The sequence below is a fragment of the Providencia vermicola genome (assembly GCF_020381325.1).
Taxonomy (GTDB): Bacteria; Pseudomonadota; Gammaproteobacteria; order Enterobacterales; family Enterobacteriaceae; genus Providencia; species Providencia vermicola.
This window is the reverse complement of record NZ_JAGSPI010000006.1, coordinates 231,478-254,276: the sequence shown is the minus strand read 5'-3', so window position 1 is coordinate 254,276 and position 22,799 is coordinate 231,478. Positions and strand designations below refer to the sequence as shown.

Annotated in this window: 22 protein-coding genes; 7 read left to right on the top strand and 15 right to left on the bottom strand. The window is 38.3% G+C overall.

The features are described from left to right. Positions 1-41: 41 nt before the first annotated feature. Entirely contained in the window at positions 42-1,379 is a 1,338-nt protein-coding gene (locus KDJ85_RS10850) for an MFS transporter (protein WP_225819684.1), read from the bottom strand. 427 nt (positions 1,380-1,806) lie between these two features. On the opposite strand from KDJ85_RS10850, the gene KDJ85_RS10845 reads away from it, so the two are divergent. The 5 genes from KDJ85_RS10845 to KDJ85_RS10825 all read left to right on the top strand — a co-directional run bounded on the left by KDJ85_RS10845 (position 1,807) and on the right by KDJ85_RS10825 (position 8,307). Continuing rightward, complete coding sequence (locus tag KDJ85_RS10845; protein ID WP_225819683.1) at positions 1,807-3,246, top strand: mannitol dehydrogenase family protein; 1,440 nt, start codon at positions 1,807-1,809, stop codon at positions 3,244-3,246. 705 nt (positions 3,247-3,951) lie between these two features. Further along, positions 3,952-4,740, top strand: coding sequence for a DUF3100 domain-containing protein (locus tag KDJ85_RS10840; RefSeq protein WP_206082819.1), 789 nt, complete (start codon positions 3,952-3,954; stop codon positions 4,738-4,740). Positions 4,741-4,752: 12 nt separating this feature from the next. Further along, on the top strand, positions 4,753-5,229 hold the full coding sequence (locus tag KDJ85_RS10835) for a hypothetical protein (protein WP_219246199.1): 477 nt from the start codon (positions 4,753-4,755) through the stop codon (positions 5,227-5,229). Between the two features lie 19 nt (positions 5,230-5,248). Continuing rightward, positions 5,249-6,574, top strand: coding sequence for an amidohydrolase (locus KDJ85_RS10830; RefSeq protein WP_225819682.1), 1,326 nt, complete (start codon positions 5,249-5,251; stop codon positions 6,572-6,574). Positions 6,575-7,128: 554 nt separating this feature from the next. After that, positions 7,129-8,307, top strand: a complete 1,179-nt coding sequence (locus tag KDJ85_RS10825; RefSeq protein ID WP_225819681.1) for a M20 metallopeptidase family protein — start codon at positions 7,129-7,131, stop codon at positions 8,305-8,307. A 60-nt stretch (positions 8,308-8,367) separates the two neighbouring features. Here KDJ85_RS10825 and KDJ85_RS10820 read toward each other — a convergent pair whose 3' ends face one another. Then, on the bottom strand, positions 8,368-9,345 hold the full coding sequence (locus KDJ85_RS10820; protein ID WP_225819680.1) for a LysR substrate-binding domain-containing protein: 978 nt from the start codon (positions 9,343-9,345) through the stop codon (positions 8,368-8,370). A 227-nt stretch (positions 9,346-9,572) separates the two neighbouring features. On the opposite strand from KDJ85_RS10820, the gene focA reads away from it, so the two are divergent. Then, on the top strand, positions 9,573-10,427 hold the full coding sequence (focA, locus tag KDJ85_RS10815; RefSeq protein WP_225819679.1) for a formate transporter FocA: 855 nt from the start codon (positions 9,573-9,575) through the stop codon (positions 10,425-10,427). Positions 10,428-10,886: 459 nt separating this feature from the next. Continuing rightward, positions 10,887-11,888: an FUSC family protein gene (locus tag KDJ85_RS10810; protein WP_225819678.1), complete on the top strand. Its 1,002-nt coding sequence runs from the start codon at positions 10,887-10,889 to the stop codon at positions 11,886-11,888. Between the two features lie 104 nt (positions 11,889-11,992). Here the strand turns inward: KDJ85_RS10810 and KDJ85_RS10805 are convergent, their stop codons facing one another. The 13 genes from KDJ85_RS10805 to KDJ85_RS10745 form a co-directional block, all read right to left on the bottom strand. Continuing rightward, positions 11,993-12,226 carry a hypothetical protein gene (locus KDJ85_RS10805; RefSeq protein WP_225819677.1) on the bottom strand — a complete coding sequence of 78 codons (234 nt, stop codon included), beginning with the start codon at positions 12,224-12,226 and terminating at the stop codon, positions 11,993-11,995. A gap of 49 nt (positions 12,227-12,275) precedes the next feature. After that, a complete protein-coding gene (locus KDJ85_RS10800) occupies positions 12,276-12,653 on the bottom strand; it encodes a CrcB family protein (RefSeq protein ID WP_225819676.1) in 378 nt (125 codons plus the stop codon). 12 nt (positions 12,654-12,665) lie between these two features. Further along, positions 12,666-13,046, bottom strand: coding sequence for a fluoride efflux transporter CrcB (gene crcB / locus KDJ85_RS10795; protein WP_225819675.1), 381 nt, complete (start codon positions 13,044-13,046; stop codon positions 12,666-12,668). A gap of 145 nt (positions 13,047-13,191) precedes the next feature. Further along, positions 13,192-13,791, bottom strand: a complete 600-nt coding sequence (locus KDJ85_RS10790; protein ID WP_225819674.1) for an ATP-binding cassette domain-containing protein — start codon at positions 13,789-13,791, stop codon at positions 13,192-13,194. A gap of 18 nt (positions 13,792-13,809) precedes the next feature. Then, positions 13,810-15,045 (bottom strand): ArsB/NhaD family transporter, encoded by a 1,236-nt coding sequence (locus KDJ85_RS10785; protein ID WP_225819673.1) that lies wholly within the window; start codon positions 15,043-15,045, stop codon positions 13,810-13,812. A gap of 100 nt (positions 15,046-15,145) precedes the next feature. Further along, positions 15,146-16,321 carry an ion channel gene (locus tag KDJ85_RS10780; protein ID WP_225819672.1) on the bottom strand — a complete coding sequence of 392 codons (1,176 nt, stop codon included), beginning with the start codon at positions 16,319-16,321 and terminating at the stop codon, positions 15,146-15,148. 31 nt (positions 16,322-16,352) lie between these two features. Next, positions 16,353-17,345, bottom strand: a complete 993-nt coding sequence (yut, locus tag KDJ85_RS10775; RefSeq protein ID WP_225819671.1) for an urea transporter — start codon at positions 17,343-17,345, stop codon at positions 16,353-16,355. 167 nt (positions 17,346-17,512) lie between these two features. Further along, positions 17,513-18,478, bottom strand: coding sequence for an urease accessory protein UreD (locus KDJ85_RS10770; protein WP_225819670.1), 966 nt, complete (start codon positions 18,476-18,478; stop codon positions 17,513-17,515). A gap of 2 nt (positions 18,479-18,480) precedes the next feature. Continuing rightward, the gene (ureG, locus tag KDJ85_RS10765) at positions 18,481-19,113 is read right to left on the bottom strand and encodes an urease accessory protein UreG (RefSeq protein ID WP_225819749.1); all 633 of its coding nucleotides are present in this window, start codon (positions 19,111-19,113) and stop codon (positions 18,481-18,483) included. A gap of 29 nt (positions 19,114-19,142) precedes the next feature. Further along, complete coding sequence (locus KDJ85_RS10760; protein ID WP_225819669.1) at positions 19,143-19,829, bottom strand: urease accessory protein UreF; 687 nt, start codon at positions 19,827-19,829, stop codon at positions 19,143-19,145. Positions 19,830-19,858: 29 nt separating this feature from the next. Continuing rightward, positions 19,859-20,521: an urease accessory protein UreE gene (locus tag KDJ85_RS10755; protein WP_206082860.1), complete on the bottom strand. Its 663-nt coding sequence runs from the start codon at positions 20,519-20,521 to the stop codon at positions 19,859-19,861. 62 nt (positions 20,522-20,583) lie between these two features. After that, positions 20,584-22,302 carry an urease subunit alpha gene (locus tag KDJ85_RS10750; RefSeq protein WP_042848772.1) on the bottom strand — a complete coding sequence of 573 codons (1,719 nt, stop codon included), beginning with the start codon at positions 22,300-22,302 and terminating at the stop codon, positions 20,584-20,586. 62 nt (positions 22,303-22,364) lie between these two features. After that, on the bottom strand, positions 22,365-22,790 hold the full coding sequence (locus KDJ85_RS10745) for an urease subunit beta (protein WP_225819668.1): 426 nt from the start codon (positions 22,788-22,790) through the stop codon (positions 22,365-22,367). Positions 22,791-22,799 lie beyond the last annotated feature (9 nt).

Genomic DNA, 22,799 nt, shown 5'->3' with positions numbered 1-22,799 from the left:
ACGAACCTCATATTTAAATATTGATACGACCACAAATGGCCTTATTGATGCTGTTTTAAATTTTTCGCCATTTGCACTGCGGCTAACGTCAGTACACAACAGAAAATCAGGTAATAAACAACATAGGTGGGTTTGCCATCACCAACAGTAACAAGTGCTGCCGCAATGACGGGGGTTGATCCTGCGAAAATCACACTGTTTAATTCACGTGAAAGTGCAATACCTGAATAACGATATTGTGTTGGGAATAAATTGGCTAAGAATGCACCTTGTGCGCCTGACGTAGCACCGTGTCCAATACCATACGCAATACACATACCGAGCGTTGCGAGTACTAAACTGCCACTTCCCAAAAACCAAAATAAAGGAAAGGCAAAAGCACCTAAGAAAATAGCGCCGAAAGAGAAAATGGTCGTAGTTCCGTATTTATCCGTTAAACGCCCCATGACAGGCGTCATTATTGTATTCACCAGCACAGCAACCATTAACGCCATCAATCCATCTGATTTCTCCATTCCTAATGTATTGGTCAGATAGCTAATACTAAACACACTAAGAACATAACCATTTGCTTGGTGCCCCGCTAAACTGAAGAAGCCACACAATAAATTTTTTCGGCTGTGTATAAAAAGTTCTTTAATTGGGATCTTTTGCTCTTTTTTCTCTTTCTCCGCTTTTTCAACGGATTTAACGTATTCAGGTGTTTCATCTAATTGCTTGCGGATATAAATCGCAACAATAAATAAAACGATGGATAACAAGAAAGGTATCCGCCATCCCCAACTCATAAAAGCTTCATCGGGTAGCTGCGTCACGGCAAAAAATGCGGCAGTGGAGAGCAAAATTGCAATCCCCGTCGAAGCATTAATTAGCGATGTATAGAAGCCCCGCTGCTTCATGGGGACATATTCCGCCACAAAGGTTTGCGCCCCTGCTAATTCAGCCCCTGATCCAAACCCTTGCATTAACCGAATAACGACCAGGGCAATCGTTGCCCATATGCCGATATGGTAATACGTGGGTAATAACCCAAGCGCTAATGTCGCAATCCCCATTAAGACAATTGCAAAAATGAGTGCAGGTTTTCGCCCATATCGGTCACCAATATGGGCAATAATCACGCCACCGAGTGGTCGGGAAATAAAACCGACGGCAAAAGTTAAAAATGCAGCCAGCGTTGCAATTGTTGGTGATAAGTTTGGAAAATAAAGTTTGTTAATCACCAATCCTGCTGCTGCGCCATAGAGTGAATAGTCATACCATTCAATTACAGTGCCTGACACGCTTGCCATCATCACTTTTCTAATCGTTTTTTTATCTGCCGCGGGCTTGTCAACCGCGGTATCTGTGGCTAATTGTTCTGAAATAGTGTCACTCATACTGCCCCCTACATTTTAGGAATACATTATTTGAGGTATGTTTTGTTCAAACAAAACGGACAAAAAGCGCGCACTATTGAAACTAACACTGAGATAATTATTTTAGAACATAATTGTTCTTAATTTATTTAAAAATGAGATCGGAATCAAATTTAATCGATAAAGCAGCGTTATTATTTGAATAATTCAATTTTCTCTTCTACTCAAACATCTAAGTTTTAATTTTATTAAACAAACAAATATACATTTAAATCAATACATTAAAATTATAAACAAATTATTTCTTTAATAAAAATTTTAACGTTGTACAATTTTATTATTCATGACACTTTTTTATTTTCACCTTAAATTTAAAACATAATTGTTTTTAAAAATAGAAACAGTAAAGTGTGCGTAGCACATATTCTTTTTATGGTAGGGAGTGATAATGGATAACAACAGGCATCAGTTAGTTCCCCGAATAGTACATCTTGGTTTCGGGGCATTTCATCGTGCTCATCAAGCACTTTATACACATCTATTAATTGAACAATCTCAATCTGATTGGGGATATTGCGAAATAAACTTAATGTCGGCGCGCGGTGCAGAACTTATCCGCCAGCTGAAGAAACGTCACTGTACTTACGTACTATTAGAAAAAGATGAAGAAAAAACCACGCTAACACGGATTAATTCAGTAAAAGAAGCGATGCACCCACGTATTGATGGGGTACATGCCGTGATTGAAAAAATGGCAGCACCTGAGACTGCAATAATCTCTTTGACAATAACAGAAAAAGGCTATTGCACTGATCCTTCAACGAATAAACTCAATTTATTACATCCTGCAATACGCCACGATATCGCCTATCCTGAAACGCCAGAGTCTGTTTTAGGCTATATCCTTGCCGCCCTCAAAATACGTTTTCAACAAAATCTTCCCCCTGTCACCATACTTTCTTGCGATAACATTAGAAATAATGGTGAGGTTACACGAAATGCTATATTAAGTTTGGCTGCACAACAAGATAGTGAATTAACATTGTGGATTAAGCGAAATATCACATTTCCAAGCACGATGGTGGACAGAATAGTCCCTGCGATGACCGAAGATTCTTTTGATGAAATCAAGCAATTAACAGGTGAGGACGATCCTTGTGCGGTTATCAGTGAGCCATTTCGGCAATGGGTTATTGAAGATTGCTTTGCGAACGGTCGACCTGATTGGCACTATGTTGGAGCGCAATTTGTTAAGGATGTGGCTCCTTATGAAATGATGAAGCTAAGAATGTTAAATGGCAGCCATTCATTCCTGGCTTATTTAGGCTGTTTAGGCGGTTATGAGTTTATATCAGATGCCATGCAAAATCAGGATTACTACCAAATCGTACAGCGCATCATGCTAACCGAACAAAAACCGACCCTCAGCTTGCCTGATAATATTGATCTTAACCAATATGCCCAACAGTTATTAACTCGCTTTGCTAATCGAGCAATTAAACATAAAACAGCACAGATAGCCGTTGATGGTAGCCAAAAACTACCTCAGCGCCTACTCGACTCTATACTTTGGCACCAAAAAAAGGGATCAGACTACCCATTACTTGCTTTAGGCGTTGCCGCTTGGATGAGGTATGTCAGTGGTATCAATGAGGACGGAGAACCTATTCCTATCAAAGACCCACTTAGCGACGAGTTTTCGAAAATTTATCAACGCCATGGTACATCTTTGGATGCCGTTGATGCCCTATTAAAAATTGATGCAATATTTAGCGCTGAAATATCACAAGACAATAATATTGTTAATAAAATAAAAACTGCATACCAACAATTGTTAACACTTGGAGCACGACAGACTGTCAAATATTACTTAACAGAAATCGATTAATCATGTTGAAATTCCACTCGGGTTAAGTCGCTCACTCTAGCCCGAGACATTTTTGTCTAATCACACAGACTTAACTTCAAATTACTCCCCCATTCTTGCTTTTCAATTAACAAATGTTCAATTTTGAGATCTTGATCAAAAACCCCTGCCAATGTAGGTATATTTTAAATTATCAAATTTATTTTAGAATAATAAACAAAATCACCGATAGATAATTATTCCTAAAATAACACACCTGACAGATTAAAATAAAAACAAAAAAACAAAAAACTCACCATTAACGCTATTTAAAATTCAATTTTCATCATTATATAAATAAATTTAAATTGGTTATTTTTTTATAGTGAATAGAAAAACAAGAGCAAAATCACATTCTCCTATGAATTAACGTTTTTTTACTAAAATTCAGCAAGCAATCAAAAACGCTTATGGAACAACATGTTAAAAAATTAACATATTTTTTATATCTCAATGAAAAATAAAAGAATATTGCCAGAAAACCAATTGAGAATAATTCTCTTTATTTTAATTTATTAATAAATATTAATTTATGATTTTTAACCATGCCTTTTAGGCATGCCTGAGACTTTTTCGGAATATTGTCAGGAAAATAGTTTCGTGGATAGTATGAATACGCAAATAATGCTTTTTATTATAAATATATACGAATTACTCTTAAAAACATTTCCAATGAAAGGTAACACTATGGGTATATTAAAAGATAGTAAGTTGCTTTTGGTTAGCTTACTTATCATTCTTCTTTCGGAAGCAATAGGGCAAATTAAAATCAGTCTCGTGATGGTTTTTCCAATGCTTTATTCCATGTTGATGGGTGGTATTGTCAGTTTCCCAAAATTCAAAATTCTTAATGAACAAAACATGGCACGTGCTAGCTCAATTATGAGTGTCGCGTTAGTTATCTTAATTGCAAAATTAAGCACCTCTGTTGGTGCATCTTGGGAAAAAATTATTCAGGCAGGTGGCGCGCTGATCCTTCAGGAAGTTGGCCACTTTATCGGTACTATCCTGCTCGGTTTACCGCTCGCCATTATGTTAGGTATGGGACGTGAAGCCGTTGGAGCAACCTACTCTATTGGTCGTGAACCTAACATCGCTATCATCGAAGCGAAATACGGTTTAAGTTCGCCAGAAGGCCGTGGCGTCATGGCAATGTACATCTGCGGTACATTATACGGTGCAGTTTGGATGGGGATTATTGCCAGTGTTATTGCAGGACTCGATATTATGAGCCCACTTGCATTAGCCATGGGTGCTGGTGTTGGTAGTGGTTCAATGTTAGCTGCATCTGTTGCACCTCTACTCGAACTTTACCCTCAACATGCAGCGGATATCCAAGCATTTTCATCATCCGCAAACTTGATGTCTTCCGTTTTAGGTCTGTACATCTACATTTTCTTCTCCTTACCTTTTGCCTCTTTCTTGTACAACAAACTGAAAAGAAAACGTGCAATGGCATCAGCAGATACAGAATAAGGATACGAAATCATGAAAAAGATGGCAGAAATTGCAATAATCATCGTATTAGTTATCATCTTCACCTCATTGGGTGATGCACTGGGCGGTTCAATCTATGGCCGGGGTAGCTTTGGCGCAGTCTTTAGCGACTCGCTAATCGCGATGGCACTTTTAGGCGGTATGTCATTTGTGGCGTACTTAATCGCACAAATCCCACCATTAGGTAAATTGCCCGTTATTTTCTGGGTATCCCTCATTGCTGCGGGCCTGTGTTCACCATTATTCCCTTACGATAAAGAAATGATCGCAATGACAGGCAAAATTTCACTTGCTGTTATTAGTACCACGGTACTGGCATTTGCAGGTCTTTCACTCGGTAAAGATATCGAAAAATTTAAAGCCATCTCTTGGCGGATTATTCCAGTTTCACTGGCGGTATTCACGGGAACATTCTTATTCGCTGCACTTATTGGTCAAGTGACTCTTTCATGGAGTGGCGTTATCTAAATAGAGGAAAATATTAACCATGACAATGACCAAAGACCAATTGAAAGCCAAAGTATGTGAAGCTATTGCGTCTAACAAAGACACAATCAAAAAGCTAGCAGACGATATTTGGGCAGAGCCTGAACTGGGTTATAAAGAAACCAAAACAGCAAAAAAAGTTGAAGCCGCATTTTCCGCTTTAGGCGTCAACTACCGCAATCAACTTGCCTTAACGGGTGTTAAAGCACGCTTAAAAGGTGGTAAAGGAAGCAAGCACAGTATTGCCGTGATTGGCGAGTTAGATGCCATCATTTGTGCTGAGCACCCTGATGCCGATGACCTCACAGGCGCGGCTCATTGCTGTGGGCACAATGCACAAATTGCCAATATGATGGCGGTGACAATTGGTCTGGTTAAGTCAGGTGCAATGGAATACCTCGCGGGGGACGTGGTTCCCTTCGCAGTTCCCGCTGAGGAATATGTCGAGCTTGCCTACCGAAATAAATTGATTGAACAAGGAAAAATCAATTATATCGGTGGCAAGCCCGAGTTAATCTCCCTCGGTGAGTTTGATGATGTGGATATGGCAATGCAAATCCACTTAACCAGTGTTAAGCCTGAACGTGATATCGGTTTTATCGAGATGTCTACAACCACTAATGGGTTCATTGGCAAACTGATTAACTACAAAGGTAAATCTTCCCATGCTGCAGCGGCACCCCATTTAGGCGTGAACGCACTGAATGCGGCCATGATGGGCATTATGGGGGTAAATGCGATTCGCGAAACCTTCCAAGAAAAAGATTATATCCGTTTCCACCCAATTATTACCCAAGGTGGTGACTTAGTGAATGTCACACCAAGTGATGTGCGGATGGAAAGTTATGTCAGAGCCTCAAATGTCCCTGCGATGGTTGATGCTAACGAGCGGATCACTCGTGCACTGGTTGCTGGGGCAATGTCTGTTGGTGCTGAAGTGGAGGTAAAAGATTTACCCGGTTATTTGCCACTTTATAACAACGACACACTCAATGACTTACTACAACACAATGCTCATGACTTAATTGGTGAAGACAATGTCTGGGTTGCTGAACATATGACAGGCAGCACAGATACTGGCGACCTTTCCCACATCATGCCAGTGAGCCACCCATGGATTGGTGCAATTCGCGGTGGATTACATGGTAAAGATTACGTGGTATTTGATGATGACATGGCCTATATCCGCCCAGCTCAAATGATGGCAATGACCATTATTGACCTGTTGTTTGATGATGCTGCTGGTGCTGATGCTCTTATGGATAATTACAAGCCATTGATGAGCAAAGAAGAATACCTCGCATTTATCAGCTCCTTTAAAAATTAATTTGCCCCCCTAAATATGTTGCTAAAAGCCATATATTTAGGGGTATTTCTTATGCACTCCTCCTCGCCTTTCTTTTATTTATCGTTATCAACGATTATTTTTAAATATATTTAGTCTCATTGGGCATTCTTTATTTATCAAATCAATTAACTTATTTTAAATAACGTTTTTAAATCATAAAAACCTAACTAAAACCATCTAAAAAAACATACAACAAAACCACAAAACATACTGATATCTAATACATTTTTAATTAAATTTATTTTTCTACTTTATTTCTTTTGCTTACCATCTAAATTCTTCATGAGCCATGAAATACTGATATGATATAAATACGATCCCCATCACGCATACTTTCTGAATATTAACGTTAAAATCTAGCTAACCAATAATAATCAACAATAGCCACTAACAGATATTTTCTGAAATTTGGCTTATTTTGAAAATAAATGGCAATGATGTTATGTCATAGCCACACCAAGAATTAAACACGCTTACACCAGGGCCCCTTTTAACAGCATGAAAATTGCTTTCTGTATACGGGAAATAATGTAATGACCAATAAGTACAATATTAGTGAAAAACTCTTTTCGCTTGAGACATTTAGCAAAAAAACGCGCCAAGACTTACATAAAATCCCTGAACTCTCAGGTCAAGAATTCAAAACATCGCAATACTGCCGCGAGCTGATGCAAAGTTTTGGCTACAGCATTCGTCTATTTGAAGGTTATACCGGTTTTACCGCTGATCTGATTATTGACCCTGCTAAGCGTTTAATTGCTTATCGTACCGATATCGATGGCCTTGAAATGCCTGATTTAACCTGTAACGAACACAGTTCTGTTCATGAAGGTTGTGCCCACAACTGTGGTCACGATACCCATATGACTATCGCACTGACCGCAGCAAAATACCTAAGTGAAAACCGCGATGAACTGACCCATAACGTTCGTTTTATCTTCCAAATGGCGGAAGAAGACATGCGTGTTCCCGGCGCCAATAAAATGGTTGAAATGGGCTGTATGGATGGCGTTGATGAGGTTTATGGCTTACACAATGATGCGGCATTTGAAACAGGCAGTATCAAATTTAACGCTGGCGTAATGTCCTCTTATGGTTCAGCTTGGACACTGGATGTACACGGTGTTTCTGCACATGGTTCAACACCCCATAAAGGGCTAGATGCCATTCGCGAAGCAACACGTATTATCGACTACATGGATTATATTGTTGCGAAAAAAACCGATCCTTTTAGCCCTGCTGTCTTTGGCTGCGGTATGATCAACGGCGGAACCATTCCAAATGCATTAGCAGATCATGTTCAAGCACGTGGAACCATTCGTTCAATGGATGAGGAAACCGACAAAATCTTAAAAGCAAGCTTTAAAGAAATTGTTGAACGCAGTGAAGCGGGCGGTTTCAAAACGACACTTGAGTGCAGTGGTTACCCTGCGGTCGTGAACCACCCACAAGCCGCTAAAGTGATTTACGATGCAGCAGCGGCATTCTTACCCGTTGAAAACATTGAGTCAAATGGCAAGCCGATGACAGGAAGTGAAGACTTCAGCTTTATGGTCAATGCCACAAAAGATAAACTTGGCGCCATGTACTTTTTAGGCAGTGGTAATCAAGCAAAAGGCATCAATAACTATCTGCACGCCAACCCCTATTTTGTCGACGATGACTGCCTGTTAATTGGCGCTCAGATTTTTATTAATATCGCGACCCGTTAAAACTAAAATAATACACACAGCAATCTAAAGCCGAATAATCTAAATTATTCGGCTTTTTTCTTAGAGTTCAGGTAGGGAGCGATAGAGCTCGTCACGCTCGTTTTTATCCGTTGGAACCCATTGCGCAGATTGGTGAATATAATTTAAATCAAGGTGGGGAGCATAGCTGGAAATAAAGTCATACATATAGTCTTTCAGGTGCATATGTCGACTAATACAGACATGAGTATAACTTGGCTTCACTAAATTACTAATATCAATGCAACGTAATGTCTCGCTATCTTCTTCAGGGTCAAAAGCAACTGTCGAAATAATGCCGACCCCTGCTCCACGCTTCACATAGTATTTAATAATTTCTGTATCAACCGCCGTTAATACAACATTTGGTGTTAATTTATTTTGATAGAAAACTTGGTCGAGCTTTGATTGACCTGTAAAACCAAACACATAGGTAATTAGTGGGTGCTGAGCAAGTTCCTCTATCGTTAATTTTTCACACTGTGCAAGTGGGTGATCATGAGGAACGATAACGCTACGTGACCACTGGTAGCAAGGCAAGGCTAATAAATCATCATAAAGGTGCATCGATTCTGTTGCGATAGCAAAATCCACATCCCCATTGTTAACCATTTCCGCTAACTGCGCTGGCGCACCTTGATGAAAATGCAGGGAAATATTGGGGTAACGTGCATTAAAGCGCTCAATCACCTTTGGCAATTTATAGCGGATTTGTGTATGTGTCGTGGCAATATGCAGATTTTGTTTAATCGTCGTGTCTTCGTGAGAGACAATATTTTTAATTTTATCAAACTGCGCCAAAATATCGCACGCTACTTGGTGAACTTGTTCTCCAATCGGGCTTAATGAAAGTAAGTTATTATTTTTTCGATTAAATAAAGAAACATTCAGCTCATCTTCCAATAGTTTAAGCTGCTTACTCACTGTAGGTTGCGAGGTATACATTTTCTCAGCGGCATTCGTGATATTAAAATCACTTCTTACCACCTCAACAAAACTTTTTAGCTGACTAATGTTCATTGCTGATTTATCCAGTTTAAATGGATCAAAATAAGAATTAAAAGAGACAATTTTTTATACAACATACACCATGTTGTGCGCAATAATTGTATCATAAAAAGATAAGCCCACTAAATTAATGGCTATTCATTATTCTTTTCTAAAGACAAAACTCGTTCAACCTTGGCATAGGTTATGCATTTATTTTGCAATGACATCTATTCATAGCACTATCCAAGGAGCATCTCATGAAAGACAATAATATCTTTGACTTACGTCTCCCTGCGGAAATGGCTAAAGTCGCAGAGCAAGCAGGCCTTTATAAAGTCAGCAAAAAAAAGGATATTAGCTTTTTTTTAGCGATTATGGCTGGTATTTTTATTTCTATCGCATTTACGTTCTATATCACAGTCACGACAGGCGCCGTTCCCGCAAATTCACTCACTAAATTGGCGGGGGGACTTTGCTTCTCATTAGGGCTGATTTTAGTCGTGGTATGTGGAGCCGATCTTTTCACCTCAACAGTCCTCACCGTTATGGCAAAAGCCAGCAATTTAATTACATATAAGCAATTGATTGGTAATTGGATATTGGTTTACCTTGGCAACTTTGTCGGCGCAATTTTCTTTGTCGCACTTATCTGGTTTTCAGGGCAATTAATGAACAGCAATGGCCTGTGGGGACTGAATGTCTTGCAAACGGCCGACCATAAAATGCATCATACATTCATTGAAGCGGTTTGCCTTGGCACACTGTGTAACTTGATGGTCTGTCTTGCGGTTTGGTTAAGTTACTCTGGTCACTCTTTGACCGACAAAATTGTCGCTTTGACGCTGCCGATCGGCATGTTTGTCGCCAGTGGCTTTGAGCACAGCATCGCCAATATGTTTCTTATTCCCTTAGCCATTGTCATACGCAACTTTGCTCCCGACACATTTTGGAATGCAATCCACAGTTCCGCAGATAGCTTCCCTGCTCTAACCATCAACAATTTTATTACCGACAACCTTATCCCTGTCACTATTGGCAATATCATTGGTGGTGGCGTACTCGTGGGGATTACCTACTGGTGGATTTACTTGAAAAATCAAAAAAGTGAGTAGTCAGTGTTTTGTTTCATTCAGTTAAAATCACCTGTTCTTATGAACCACTGGCCAATTTTTGAGCCAGTGGCTGAATTCACTATTATGGTGAATTCAATGATGACTAGATCAATACATTTTTTGGAGTTAAAGCAACAACCTTCACTACCACCAGACTATGATATTTTTTAATATAAAATAAAGTCAAATTGAGGCTACTATTCTAATTCCCTGAAAATATTCTTATACATATAATAATTATGAAAATCTATTTTTGTTATTTTCTCATCTTTTTATGATGTTTTTAATACAGTCTGATTACCTTGATATTTACCATTACCAATATACCCATAAAAATAAATTTATATCTTAAACACACAAGCACATTTACAATAAAATAAAAACAATTCTTTAACTTGTGATGCAACTAGACTAAGATAGAAGATGAAAATAACTAAAAAGATAAAATGAGCAGCCAATATGAAAAATATTAATCAAGAAAATAAATATATTAGCTTTAGAAATAACGGCGTTTTTTTGATTACTGCCATAGTCAATTCAACTATTTGTTTTTCTTTATTTGGCTTCATAGGTGGGACATTTGGTCTTTTAACAACACTATTCTCTAATATCGTTTATGATACAAAGCCTGATAGTAGTAATATTTTTTATGTGTTTTTTTTATTATGTTTAGTTATCGTTGGCGGGGGTATTGGTTTTATACTAAAGCTAACAATTTACTTTCATATTTACTTATTTATCCTATCCTATTGCTATTACCTATTTTACAAAAAAGATGATTACTTAGATCGTACATTTCCATTTTTGATTATCTTTTCTTGTATGGGGACAACACTTGACTCTATTAGCCTTGACCTGCCGATGGCATTTATCTCAGGGGTTGCTATTAGTCTGCTTACATTTAGCTTACTAAGACATAAAAATTTTGAAAGTCATGCATTTAAGAATGGATTATTTTCAAAGGAAATATATCATAGTGACGAAAAAGTATATATTCGTGCTTTCTTGTTCAGTTTTTTTCTATTTTTAAGTCTTTCAATACCTGACTATCTAAATTTATATAAACCTTATTGGGCTCCTCTAACATTCATTATGTTACTCCATCCAAAAGAAATGCATATAATAAAGGTTACCTTACTTAGGTTTTTAGGAAGTCTATTGGCAGCCATTTTTGTTATTGCTATGTTTAGCATAACAAAATCACAGGAAACTTATATTTACTTAGCCGTTTTAGCTTTAATCATATTTTTCATGCCAACACTTTTCCGTTTAAATTATCTACTAAAAACATTTTCTATTACTGTTTTTGTTCTGCTTCTTCTTGAAGAAACTCCGTTTTTACATAACCCAAGCTACTTACTACCGATATCAAGAGCATATGAGACATTTATCGGTGGCGCTGTTGCAATTCTTGCAAGCTTAGTTTTAAATATTTTCAGGATCCTAAAAAAAGAAAAATAAGGAAGCCTTCTTTAAGTGAAAATTGAAGCTTCCTCTATTTTTAGACTACCATTGAAGAAAACCATAAAAAAAATAAGCGTACTCTTATAAAAAATATATACATATTATTTATTTTTACTTCTATTACAATACCAGTGGCTAAACCAACGTGTAATATAAATATAAACTAAAATAATTAATGTAATAGTAAAAATATCCACATTTAATGTTTTTGTGTCAAAACCAATTATGCTGATAAATATCACAGGTGATAATACCAAAAGTATCAAATCAAAAAACAATTGTAACCTATAAGGCTCTGAAGTAATTCCATGCCATATCGATTTACCTATTTTCATTTCAAACCCCCTCGTTCTATTATAAACATTCAAAATATCAGTATCATAATTAACTATATTGCTTATTACCCACTGAGTATCCAATATAGATAGCAACAAACCCGATAACGACACTTAAAATCAAGTAACTAACTGCCACTAAGAAAGCCCCTGGATACTTCATTATCTCAACGGCACCATAGACAAAACTAGAAAATGTTGATAATCCACCCATTACACCTGTGGCAAAAAATGCATTCATCCCTTGACCTATTTTCTTCCTCATTAATAGTCCAGCGACAATACCCAATAATAATGATGCGATAATATTTGCTATAAATATATCAAGGGGAAAGTGATCATTCATGGCAGGAACAGACACCATCAGTAATTCTCGGGAAATTGCGCCAATTGCACCACCAATAAAAACTAAGATCATAATATTCATTTTTAGCCCCTGTTAGTTTGCTAACCAAGCACCAATAAATGCCGCAGCTAACCCAAATAAAACCGAAATTAATAAGTAAAAGAGTGCGAGTAATTTGTGTTTAGTTTGAGTCAACTTCAAGGCATCAAGCTGCATGCTACTGAATGTTGTATACCCCCCCAGTAACCCTGTTAAAATGGCTGATTGTAGAAATGTTCCATAGCGGTCATCCCAATCAATAGAAAAATAACGGCTTAAAAAGCCTATAACAAATGCGCCAGAAATATTAATGATGAACGTTGATAATGGAAATTTCCCGTGATAACGTTCACCCACCAGGCTACCAATCCACCAACGCAGTAGTGAACCAATTCCTCCGCCAGTTCCAACTAATAAAATATCAATAGCTACCATTGCAGCATCCTCTATTTGATATCATAGATATAAAAACACCGTTTCTAGAATTTAAATTAAATACATTAGTTTAATATCAAAAAGTAATAGTCATTAAATGAACACAATTAAATAGCCCGTGAATCTTTTAGTAATTTAAAATAGTTCACTCTGATATTGTCATATTCCAAATCGATGTACACACCTTTGCCAGTAGGAATTTATTATGACTAAAAATAATCATCGGTAATGGCCTTTCTTCCGAAAGCTGAATTAAAAACTGCCATATATCTTTCTGTAGATGCGCATCTAATTGTGCGGTGATTTCATCCGCTATTAAAATTTTAGTTCTTGGGTCTAATGCTCTTAATAAGGCAATTCGAGCAAGTTCTCCACCCGACAGTTCACTTGGTCTTCTAGCTAACCAGTCTACTTTAATAAACAACCGTTCAAGGTAATATGGATCAGGCTCCCAAGCATCCTTCACACTTTCACCTACTGTCCGATAAGGGTTAAAGCACTTTTCAGGATGCTGAGGAACGAGCTGAATAGGGCAATATTCTTTTTGAGACAATTTTTTTCCATTAAATAGCACATCTCCTTGTGTAGGCATTTGCCATTGGGCTAATACACGACCTAATGTTGTTTTACCAAAACCACTCGGTGCTGAAATTCCTAAACGCTCATTTTTATTTAGTGAAAATGATAGTGAATCCCATAATTTACGGTTATCTTGCTTTATACATAAGTTTTTGACTTCTAACATCGTGAAACTCTCTATAAATTAATAGATGGATAACCAGACAACAGCAATAAAAATACAAATGATGGAAATAATACCGCCTGATTTTGTAAACTCTAAAAACGATATTTTAATACCATGCGCAGAGGATTGCTCAACAGCAATAATTCCTGCAATACTACCAAATATAAATATATTACCCGCAAAACAGGCTCCTAAAATTAACGCGGCACCTAACAAATCAACATTGCCATGAGGGTAAACAAACTGGATCAATAAAATCACCGTTGGTGTCGTCCCTACAAAAATACTCATCACGATGGTAATCAAAAATAATGTAATAGGACTATTTAGGTCGATACCTTTACCCAATAGATAATGCAATACTTCCTGGGGGATACCTGTATTGGAAAATGCGGTATTAATAATAAATAGCCCCATCATTAAAAGAATTAAGTCTCCATCAACATGCTTTAACATGTCACTGGACGCTATTTTTCTGTTTAACAATAAAAAACAGGCTGCTGACAATGCAACAAGCTCACGGGGTAAATTACTAAATAAAAAAGCGAAAATAATCGCAAATAAAACCGTAGCGGCTTTTATCGTTTCCCACCAATTGAATTCAATAATCGAAGGTTCCCCATTGGACAATGTTGACTTTTTATCGTCAGATAAATACCAACGGTTACGGTAAAGCAAAGTGATCACACACCATACAATGGGAACTGAAAATAAGACTGGAATAGCCGTAATATTGAGAATACCAATAAAAGATAAATCCAATCCTTGTGCCACAACCATATTTTTAGGGCTGCCAATTAAAGAACCTGCGGCACCGTTATTGGCCGCAAAGCAAAAGCCAAGTAAAAATGGAATCGGGTTAAGGCCACGGGATAATGTAATGGAAACCAATAAAGGCGTCATTGCCACCACAACAATATCGTTCGTAAGTACTGAAGCAAGAAGTGCCCCAACAATAATGAAAACAGCCATTAATTTAGGTGGGCTAATATTTAAACTCGCCACTTTTTGCGCCGCTTGGTGATAAAAACCTGATACTGTAAATGATGCAGATACCACCATTAAGCCAAATAGTAACCCAATTGCACTGTAATCAATTGCATTCCAAGATACTTTTGGCGAGATAATCCCAAACCCTATCATGGCCAATGCCCCCGCTACAGATGCACCAGTACGGTCAATTTTAATCCCTGGAAAAGTCCCAAATGCCATTGCGACATACACTAGAATAAAAATAATCACGGTTAGATCCATAATAAACTCTCTATTTCTTATCTATATTTTTATTTCTTCGTATAAACGATAAAGCTGCAGATACTCCACAGCAGCAATTTTCGATTGGGACTCCAGCATATTACGAATCTAATATGTTGTTTGAAAAAATAATATTTTCCATCACTTGGTTATTAATGTTTTCACCAAAGATCATTTTAATCAGAACTTCACTTCCTAAAGATGAAAGCGAAATGAGTAAATCCGCATGTAGTAGCTGCATATTTTCGTAATTTTTGTCATCATTTACAGCAATAACGCTTTTAATATTTCCACCGACAATTTCTTTCGCAGCCAACATAGAAATGGTGTTTTCAGAATCAGAGCCACCTAAAATAAATAACGCTTTTGCCTGATCTAAGTTAGCGCTATTTAACGTATGTTTATTAATTTGCGCTGTGACAATAACTTGCGCATTATCTGGATAGCTCTTTTTTTGATCTTCATGACAAAGCACCATGACATCTAAGTCGCGCTTTCTTAATCCGTGGTAGGTATTTAAAGCTAGGGGGCTTGCGCCAACAATAATATAGTGGTTTTTCATACGGAATAATCTCTTCTTAACAATTTCCTGTGTGCTTTTTGCAAATACCCCTAAAAAATAAACAATAGAGGTTGTGAAAATTGTAATACCTAAAATTACAATCGAAATTGTGAACAGTCTTGCCTCAACGCTAATTGGAATAATGTCACCAAATCCCACCGTCGTCATACATACCAAAGCAAAGTAAAATGCTGATGAAATATCGGTGACATGGGGTTGAAATTGTTCGCCTAAATACAAAGTTCCAAATACAGAATAACCCAATAATACGCTTAAGCTCATGAAAGCAACAAAGCCTGCACCAGATAAGCTATGGCGATTAAATGCTTTCCAATTTGCAACGGCAATAATCAGTACTATCAGTGAAAAAGTTCCAGTTAGGACATTTTCCCTTGCTAATACTAAGTTAATTAACATAATAATAAACAGCATAAAGCAGCTAAATAACCAACCGATCCGCAGACCTAAATAAGTAGGAATAGCAAGGATAATGAGTACAACTCCAATAGCAAATCTTGGAATATCTAATAACTTAACTAACCCTAAAGATTGTAGCCAATCAACAAAACCTAGATGCTGAGGGTATAAATGAAGATCATAAGTTGAGATTATGGGGATAATGATCAATATCCCATCTACAAGTATTAATAATGAGAGCACTAAGCGTAGCATTCTCATATTTTGAATATATTTATATATTGCATTTTTTTTCATAATTGAATACCAAAAAGTTTTAGTGCAAATATTACTGCCGATGCTTAGGCATAATATCTTGATTCGGTACTAGGAATAACCATGATGCTAGAACAAATGGCATCGTTAAGGTCGGGATACCAAATGGTTCAAGAATAATATCGAGTGCTCCTTGAACAAATACGGTAAATATCACACCTACGATGGCATAAATGACCACTCGATAACTCGGTTTATTAAAGGTAGAACCTAAAGCAATCGCGGTTAATACAGCGCTAAATGAATATAAACCAGTATGAATACTCGAAAAGTCACCTTTTAAAAGGGTTGCAACAATAAAAGCAAGAAGAGAACCAAATACGGCAAATATCGCTGCCCATATAGAGCTAACCGCAAGACCAATGACAAAAAGAATGCCGACAATCATGCTACTGAGTAAAAATACTTCCGAGACACCACGGAAAATATCAGCAAGCAGATCGCTATGAGGAATTAACCCAATAGGCTCAATAAGCTGTTTAGGCAATGCGGGGGTCGGTAATGCAACACCTTCAATACCTAGAAAATTGTAACTCGCGAGTAAAATGATCCACGATACTAAAACAAAAGGGGCTGTTAATGCTGCAACTTTCCAGTTTTTTAGAAAATCCATTAAAGAGATAGTCGCTATAACAGAAACGATACTCCCTAATACGATTGTTACCCAAACAAATGGGGTATTCTCTAAGAAAGTCGGAAGAGCAACCCCAACTAAGCAACCATTGTAGCCATAAAGCCCCGAGCGCAGTGATTCAGTATCTAATTTACTAATATAAGCGGTAAGTGTAGCGACAATGGTTCCTAACAAACAACCTAAAGCGACTTGTGGCATGCCTTCTAAAAACGCCCCGATGAAAATGGCAATAAAAAATAGAAGTCCGGTGAGTGCGTTATTTTGAAACATAACTTGAGCACAGCCACGCAAGACGATATCAATAAATTGTATCGCTATATTTTTGCTGGCTAACTTATTCCAAGCGTTCTGATTTATTATTTTTTCCATCATGAAATTCCTTGATAGGAATATCAGTAGAGAAATCATAAAAATTACTCTACTGATAATATATTAATAAATTACTTTGATAACCTAACAGGTTATTTCAGTCACTTTATGACAATCATTACTACTTTGTATTAAATACAATAATAAACATTTAATGTAACAAACCGCATTTAACGCCATAAAAAAGGTTCTTGTAGCGAAATACCTAATATTTCTTCTCTCGCTATTTGCCAAAAATATCTGACAGCATCCTTCACTTTTGGACTATCAACCCCCAATGCTTTAAATATTAATCCACAGTCATTCGGTAATTGAGTTGCACCAAAAGCAATTTCATTTTTCGGGTCATATATCGCATCTAGACGTTCTAAAATACGCTCATGGTGAATTTTAGGTGTCAGTAAAATAACATTGCCAAAAGTATCAAAACTATCCATAACCGCTTTAAGATTTAACGGTGATTTTTTTGGCTCTAAAATGTATTTCTCAACAAATAATTCTTTATTGAACGATGATTCAGCTCGAATATGGGATGAGAAAACATCAAATCCAAACTGTTCATCTGGGTGATGATATTTCCTGCCCGACATGAGTATTTCGGAATAAATCATTGTCGCACTTGGATGAATATTAATCCGCGTGTCAGTAATAAACCGAGAATTGCGGTGAGGAATTATAGGATCGGGTAAATACTCTAAATACCCATCTTCCTCAACGATAATATTCTGGTACTGTGTGGCATAGTTGGCTTCCATCATATGAACCTTGGTCGCTGATTGCGTTGTCACATGAGCACAAGCACCTTTTTCAACTATAATATCAAGAGCTTGCCTATCACCTTGCAATAAGCTACCAGAGGTAGAGATCATAGTGACGCAGGGTAGCTGGGGCATCAATTCATCCCAATACAGCGCTTTTTGCACTAAAGAGGGAACGCGACGCTCCATTTCTACTAACTCACTACGATACTCTCCTTGGGCAAACCTTAATTTTAAGTAACCACTTTTACCAACAGCACCACTTTGCATTTGCTTCGGTTCATCTTGATATGCGGCGAGTTCAGGTGCATTACTGCCTAAAATATGAGCTTTAACACGCGTTGGAGTATTTGCTATATCTGCCCTGAAATTCGTCATCTTTACCCCCTTGGAACTTGGTGCGTAAAGAGGAATTTATCCATGATCATATCAACTAACTCAATAACCCCTTCCCCTGTTTTACAGTTAGTCAATATATAAGGGCGGTCGCCACGAACAATTTTGGTATCATGTTCCATCACTTCAAGACTGGCACCAACATAAGGCGCTAAGTCAATTTTGTTGATAACTAAAATATCGGCTTGAACTAAACCTGGGCCATTTTTACGTGGAATTTTTTCACCTTCAGCCACATCAATAACATAGATGTAAAAGTCAGCAAGCGCAGGGCTAAAGGTTAAAGTTAGATTATCACCGCCGCTTTCGATCATAATCACATCGCTATCAGGGAAGCGTTCTTCCATATCTTCAACTGCAGCAATGTTCATACTTGGATCTTCACGTACCGCAGTGTGAGGACAAGCCCCTGTTTCAACACCTAAAATTTTCTCTTCATCAAGAATGCCTTTCAAGGTGCGTTTTACTTGTTTTGCATCTTCGGTCGTCACAATGTCATTCGTGATGATGAGCGGTTTAATACCTCTTTCAATGAGGATCGGAGTAATCACTTCAATAATTGCTGTTTTTCCTGAACCTACTGGTCCACCAATTCCGATCCGAGTCATTTTTTTCATCATTTTTCCCCAAAATTTTTAGTTGTTCGTTAGTTCATAAACAAACGGACAAACGATTTAGTGTGTACCGCAGCTAAGACATCAATCACAGGAACATATGAGGACATTTGCTCTATGTCACCATTAGCTGCGATGTCACAAAAAACCTTAATTTCTTCATTTAATTCAAAAAGAATATGCTGTGTTTCATAGTGTGTGATACGCATTAACCGCATCGCAGCACTTAAAATGGTCATGGCAATACCATATTGGTGCATCACAACAACATCTCTTTCCGTGATCCCTTGAACAGCCATAACAATAGCTTGTGTTACTGGCTGAGTTCCTGGAACCTCATTAGCTTTGATTTTTGCAAGCCACCCACTCACTTGTGGGTTCTCAAAAATATGGACTGAGATTTCAGCGAGTTTTTTCCCCATTCGGGTTGTCATTATGCGCGCTTCTTCATTCAATTTACGGTTATGTACCGCCCAATCAACCTTCGCTAATGCGTCGTTATCTTGAGCAATAGCAGCACGATGTGCCGCCACAATGGCGATGCAATCTGAATGAGCTGCGACACTTAAAGACGTATGAACAAAAGATTTCAGCGTTTCTTTGTCGTGGACAACACCTTTTTGAATGGCGGATTCAACCCCATTTGAAAATGTAAATGCACCAATTGGCAGTGCTGAATCACCAAACTGCATGATTCTAATTAGGTCAGATGCTTCCATATCACTTTCCTTACTCATGAACACGGACGTTATTTGTGTGTATGAGTGTGCCCATGGTCATGATGGTGATCATGACTGTGATCGTGGCTGTGTGCATGATCATGACTGTGACTGTGCCCGTGAATCTGCCCTAATTCCACATGAACATGCGTATCTGTTTCCTCTGCACCACCAAATAATAAACGAGCTTCAGAGTGGCTCAATTCAGGTAAAATGCTTTCACCCTTCACAAAGGCAAATGTTTCTTCACCAAAACCATGTGTACGCATGACCGATCCCATGACTTTTTCACTTACCGTCAGTGGTACGTAAACAAGATCACCCTTTAACACGGCTTTCCAGTGCTGGTTACCTAATGCATGCCCTAATTCGAAACTAATGCGAATATGCTCTTCTGTACTTAAGTTTTTCAGGTGGGATAAATTGACCATCATGACGTCACGTAAAGAGATCTGAACTATCGTCATTGTGTTAGTGGTTTCATCAAATAGCAAAACGTCACCATCCGACAACAAGACTTTTCTGTCCAGCGCGATACCTAAGTCTTGGCCTTTTTCAGTATTTTTGCGACAGCGGCTTTTCTGTGCTTCTCGTTGATCAAGGATCAACGTATCAACATCGGCATTTTTCTGCCGCGCTTGCCACACTGGGTCTTTTTTAACATTGCCAAGAATATGTTCAATAATGATCATAATATTACCTTTTATGTTAATTCTGCCCGCCACTGGCAGGCAGATAATCCAAACATGTACAATTAGCTAAAGAAATAACGTTGATTCATTGCGGCTTCGCTAATCGGCTGGCAAGTTGCATGTTCACCATTTACTTTTACAGCAAAGGTTTCAGGGTCAACTTCGATATTTGGTGTCTCACCGTTACGCACTAAATCACGCTTTCCAATCGCTCGGCAGTTATTGACAGCAACCACTTGGCGCTCAAGATCTGCTTTTTCTTTAATGCCATCATCTAAAGCTGCTTGTGAAACGAAAGTCACACAAGTGTCATTAACAGTTTTACCCATCGCACCAAACATTGGACGATAGAACACTGGCTGTGGTGTTGGCAGGGAAGCATTTGGATCGCCCATTGCTGCCCAGTTAATCATGCCACCTTTAATAACCAGTTTAGGTTTAGCACCAAACATACGCGGGTCCCATAATACGAGGTCAGCCATTTTGCCGACTTCAATGGAGCCTAGAATATGGCTGATACCCTGAGCAATCGCTGGGTTGATGGTGATTTTTGCCACGTAACGTAGGACACGGAAGTTATCATTGCCTGGCGCATCTTCAGGTAGCTTGCCACGAGAAGCTTTCATCGCGTTGGCTGTCTGAACAATACGTAACCAGTTTTCACCCACACGCCCCATCGCTTGTGAATCACTTGAGAACATCGAAATAGCGCCCATATCATGTAGCACGTTTTCTGCTGCAATGGTTTCAGGGCGAACACGACTCTCTGCAAATGAAACATCCGACGGGATATTTGGATTTAAGTTATGACATACCATTATCATGTCAAATAACTCTGACTGGCTGTTAACACCGAACGGTAAGGTTGGGTTTGTTGAGCTTGGTAATACGTTAGGCTGGCTAACAACTTTTATAATATCAGGGGCATGTCCACCACCAGCACCTTCTGTATGGTAGGTGTGAATAGTTCTACCTTCAAAGGCTTCGATGGTATCTTCAACATAACCGCCTTCATTTAAGCTGTCTGTATGAACTGAGATTTGTACATCAAATTCATCAGCAATACGTAACGCATGGCGAATCGCATTTCCAGTTGCGCCCCAATCTTCGTGAACTTTTAGGCCAGCGGCCCCCGCAACCAGTTGTTCTATCAGTGGTTCACGAGTATAAGAGTTGCCTTTACCTAAAATACCTACGTTAATTGGTAAACCTTCGATAGCGCGTAGCATGGAGCGCATATTCCAAGGGCCTGCCGTTACTGTCGTACCGTTGGTTCCATCAGTTGGGCCAATACCACCACCAAAGAAGGTTGTCACACCGTTTGATAACGCCGCATAAGCTTGTTGCGGCGAAATTAAGTGAATATGAGTATCAATACCCGCTGCCGTTAGAATTAAGTGCTCTCCAGAGATAGCATCAGTTGATACCCCAACAACCATGCCTGGCGTGATGTTATCTTGAATATTTGGGTTACCGCTTTTACCAACACCAACAATTTTGCCTGCTTTAATCCCCACGTCGGCTTTGATCACACCTAAACGCGCATCGACGATAGTGACGTTAGTAATCACTAAATCTAAAACACCGTTATCACTCGTGAAAGTATTATTCGCGCCCATACCATCGCGTAAAGATTTACCACCACCATAGACAGACTCTTCGCCATATCCACGTAAATCTTTTTCGATTTCAATATATAAATCGGTATCGCCTAAACGAATTTTATCGCCAACCGTTGGTCCGAATAAACCGTTGTATTCTTGTCTAGAAATTTTTGGCATGTTATTTACCTTTAACGTTAAGAAGGTGCATTGTTATTTATCATTACTGACATCTAACGCGCTTACTGTTCCTTATGCTTAAAACCACGAGCAATTGCTTTATTTAAAGCGATTGTTTTAGCAGGACGCTCAGTAGCGGCAACGTTGTCACCCGCCCAACCATCAACAAGGTTATTAAATCCATAGACACTTTGCTTTCCGCCATAAGGGATCAGAGAAACTTCCACTTCATCACCTGGCTCAAAACGAATTGCCGTTGTAGAGGCAATATTTAAACGTTTACCGTAAGCCGCTGCACGGTCGAACTCTAAAGCATGGTTAACTTCAAAAAAATGAAAGTGGGAACCAATTTGCACAGGCCTATCACCTGTATTACGAACTTTAATTTTTGTTTCAGGTTTGCCAACGTTGAACTCAATAGGCTCATCTGCAAAAATAACACCACCTAAAGGAGTCGGGGCTTTAATGCTTGTTTTTGAATTACTCATATTTCACCT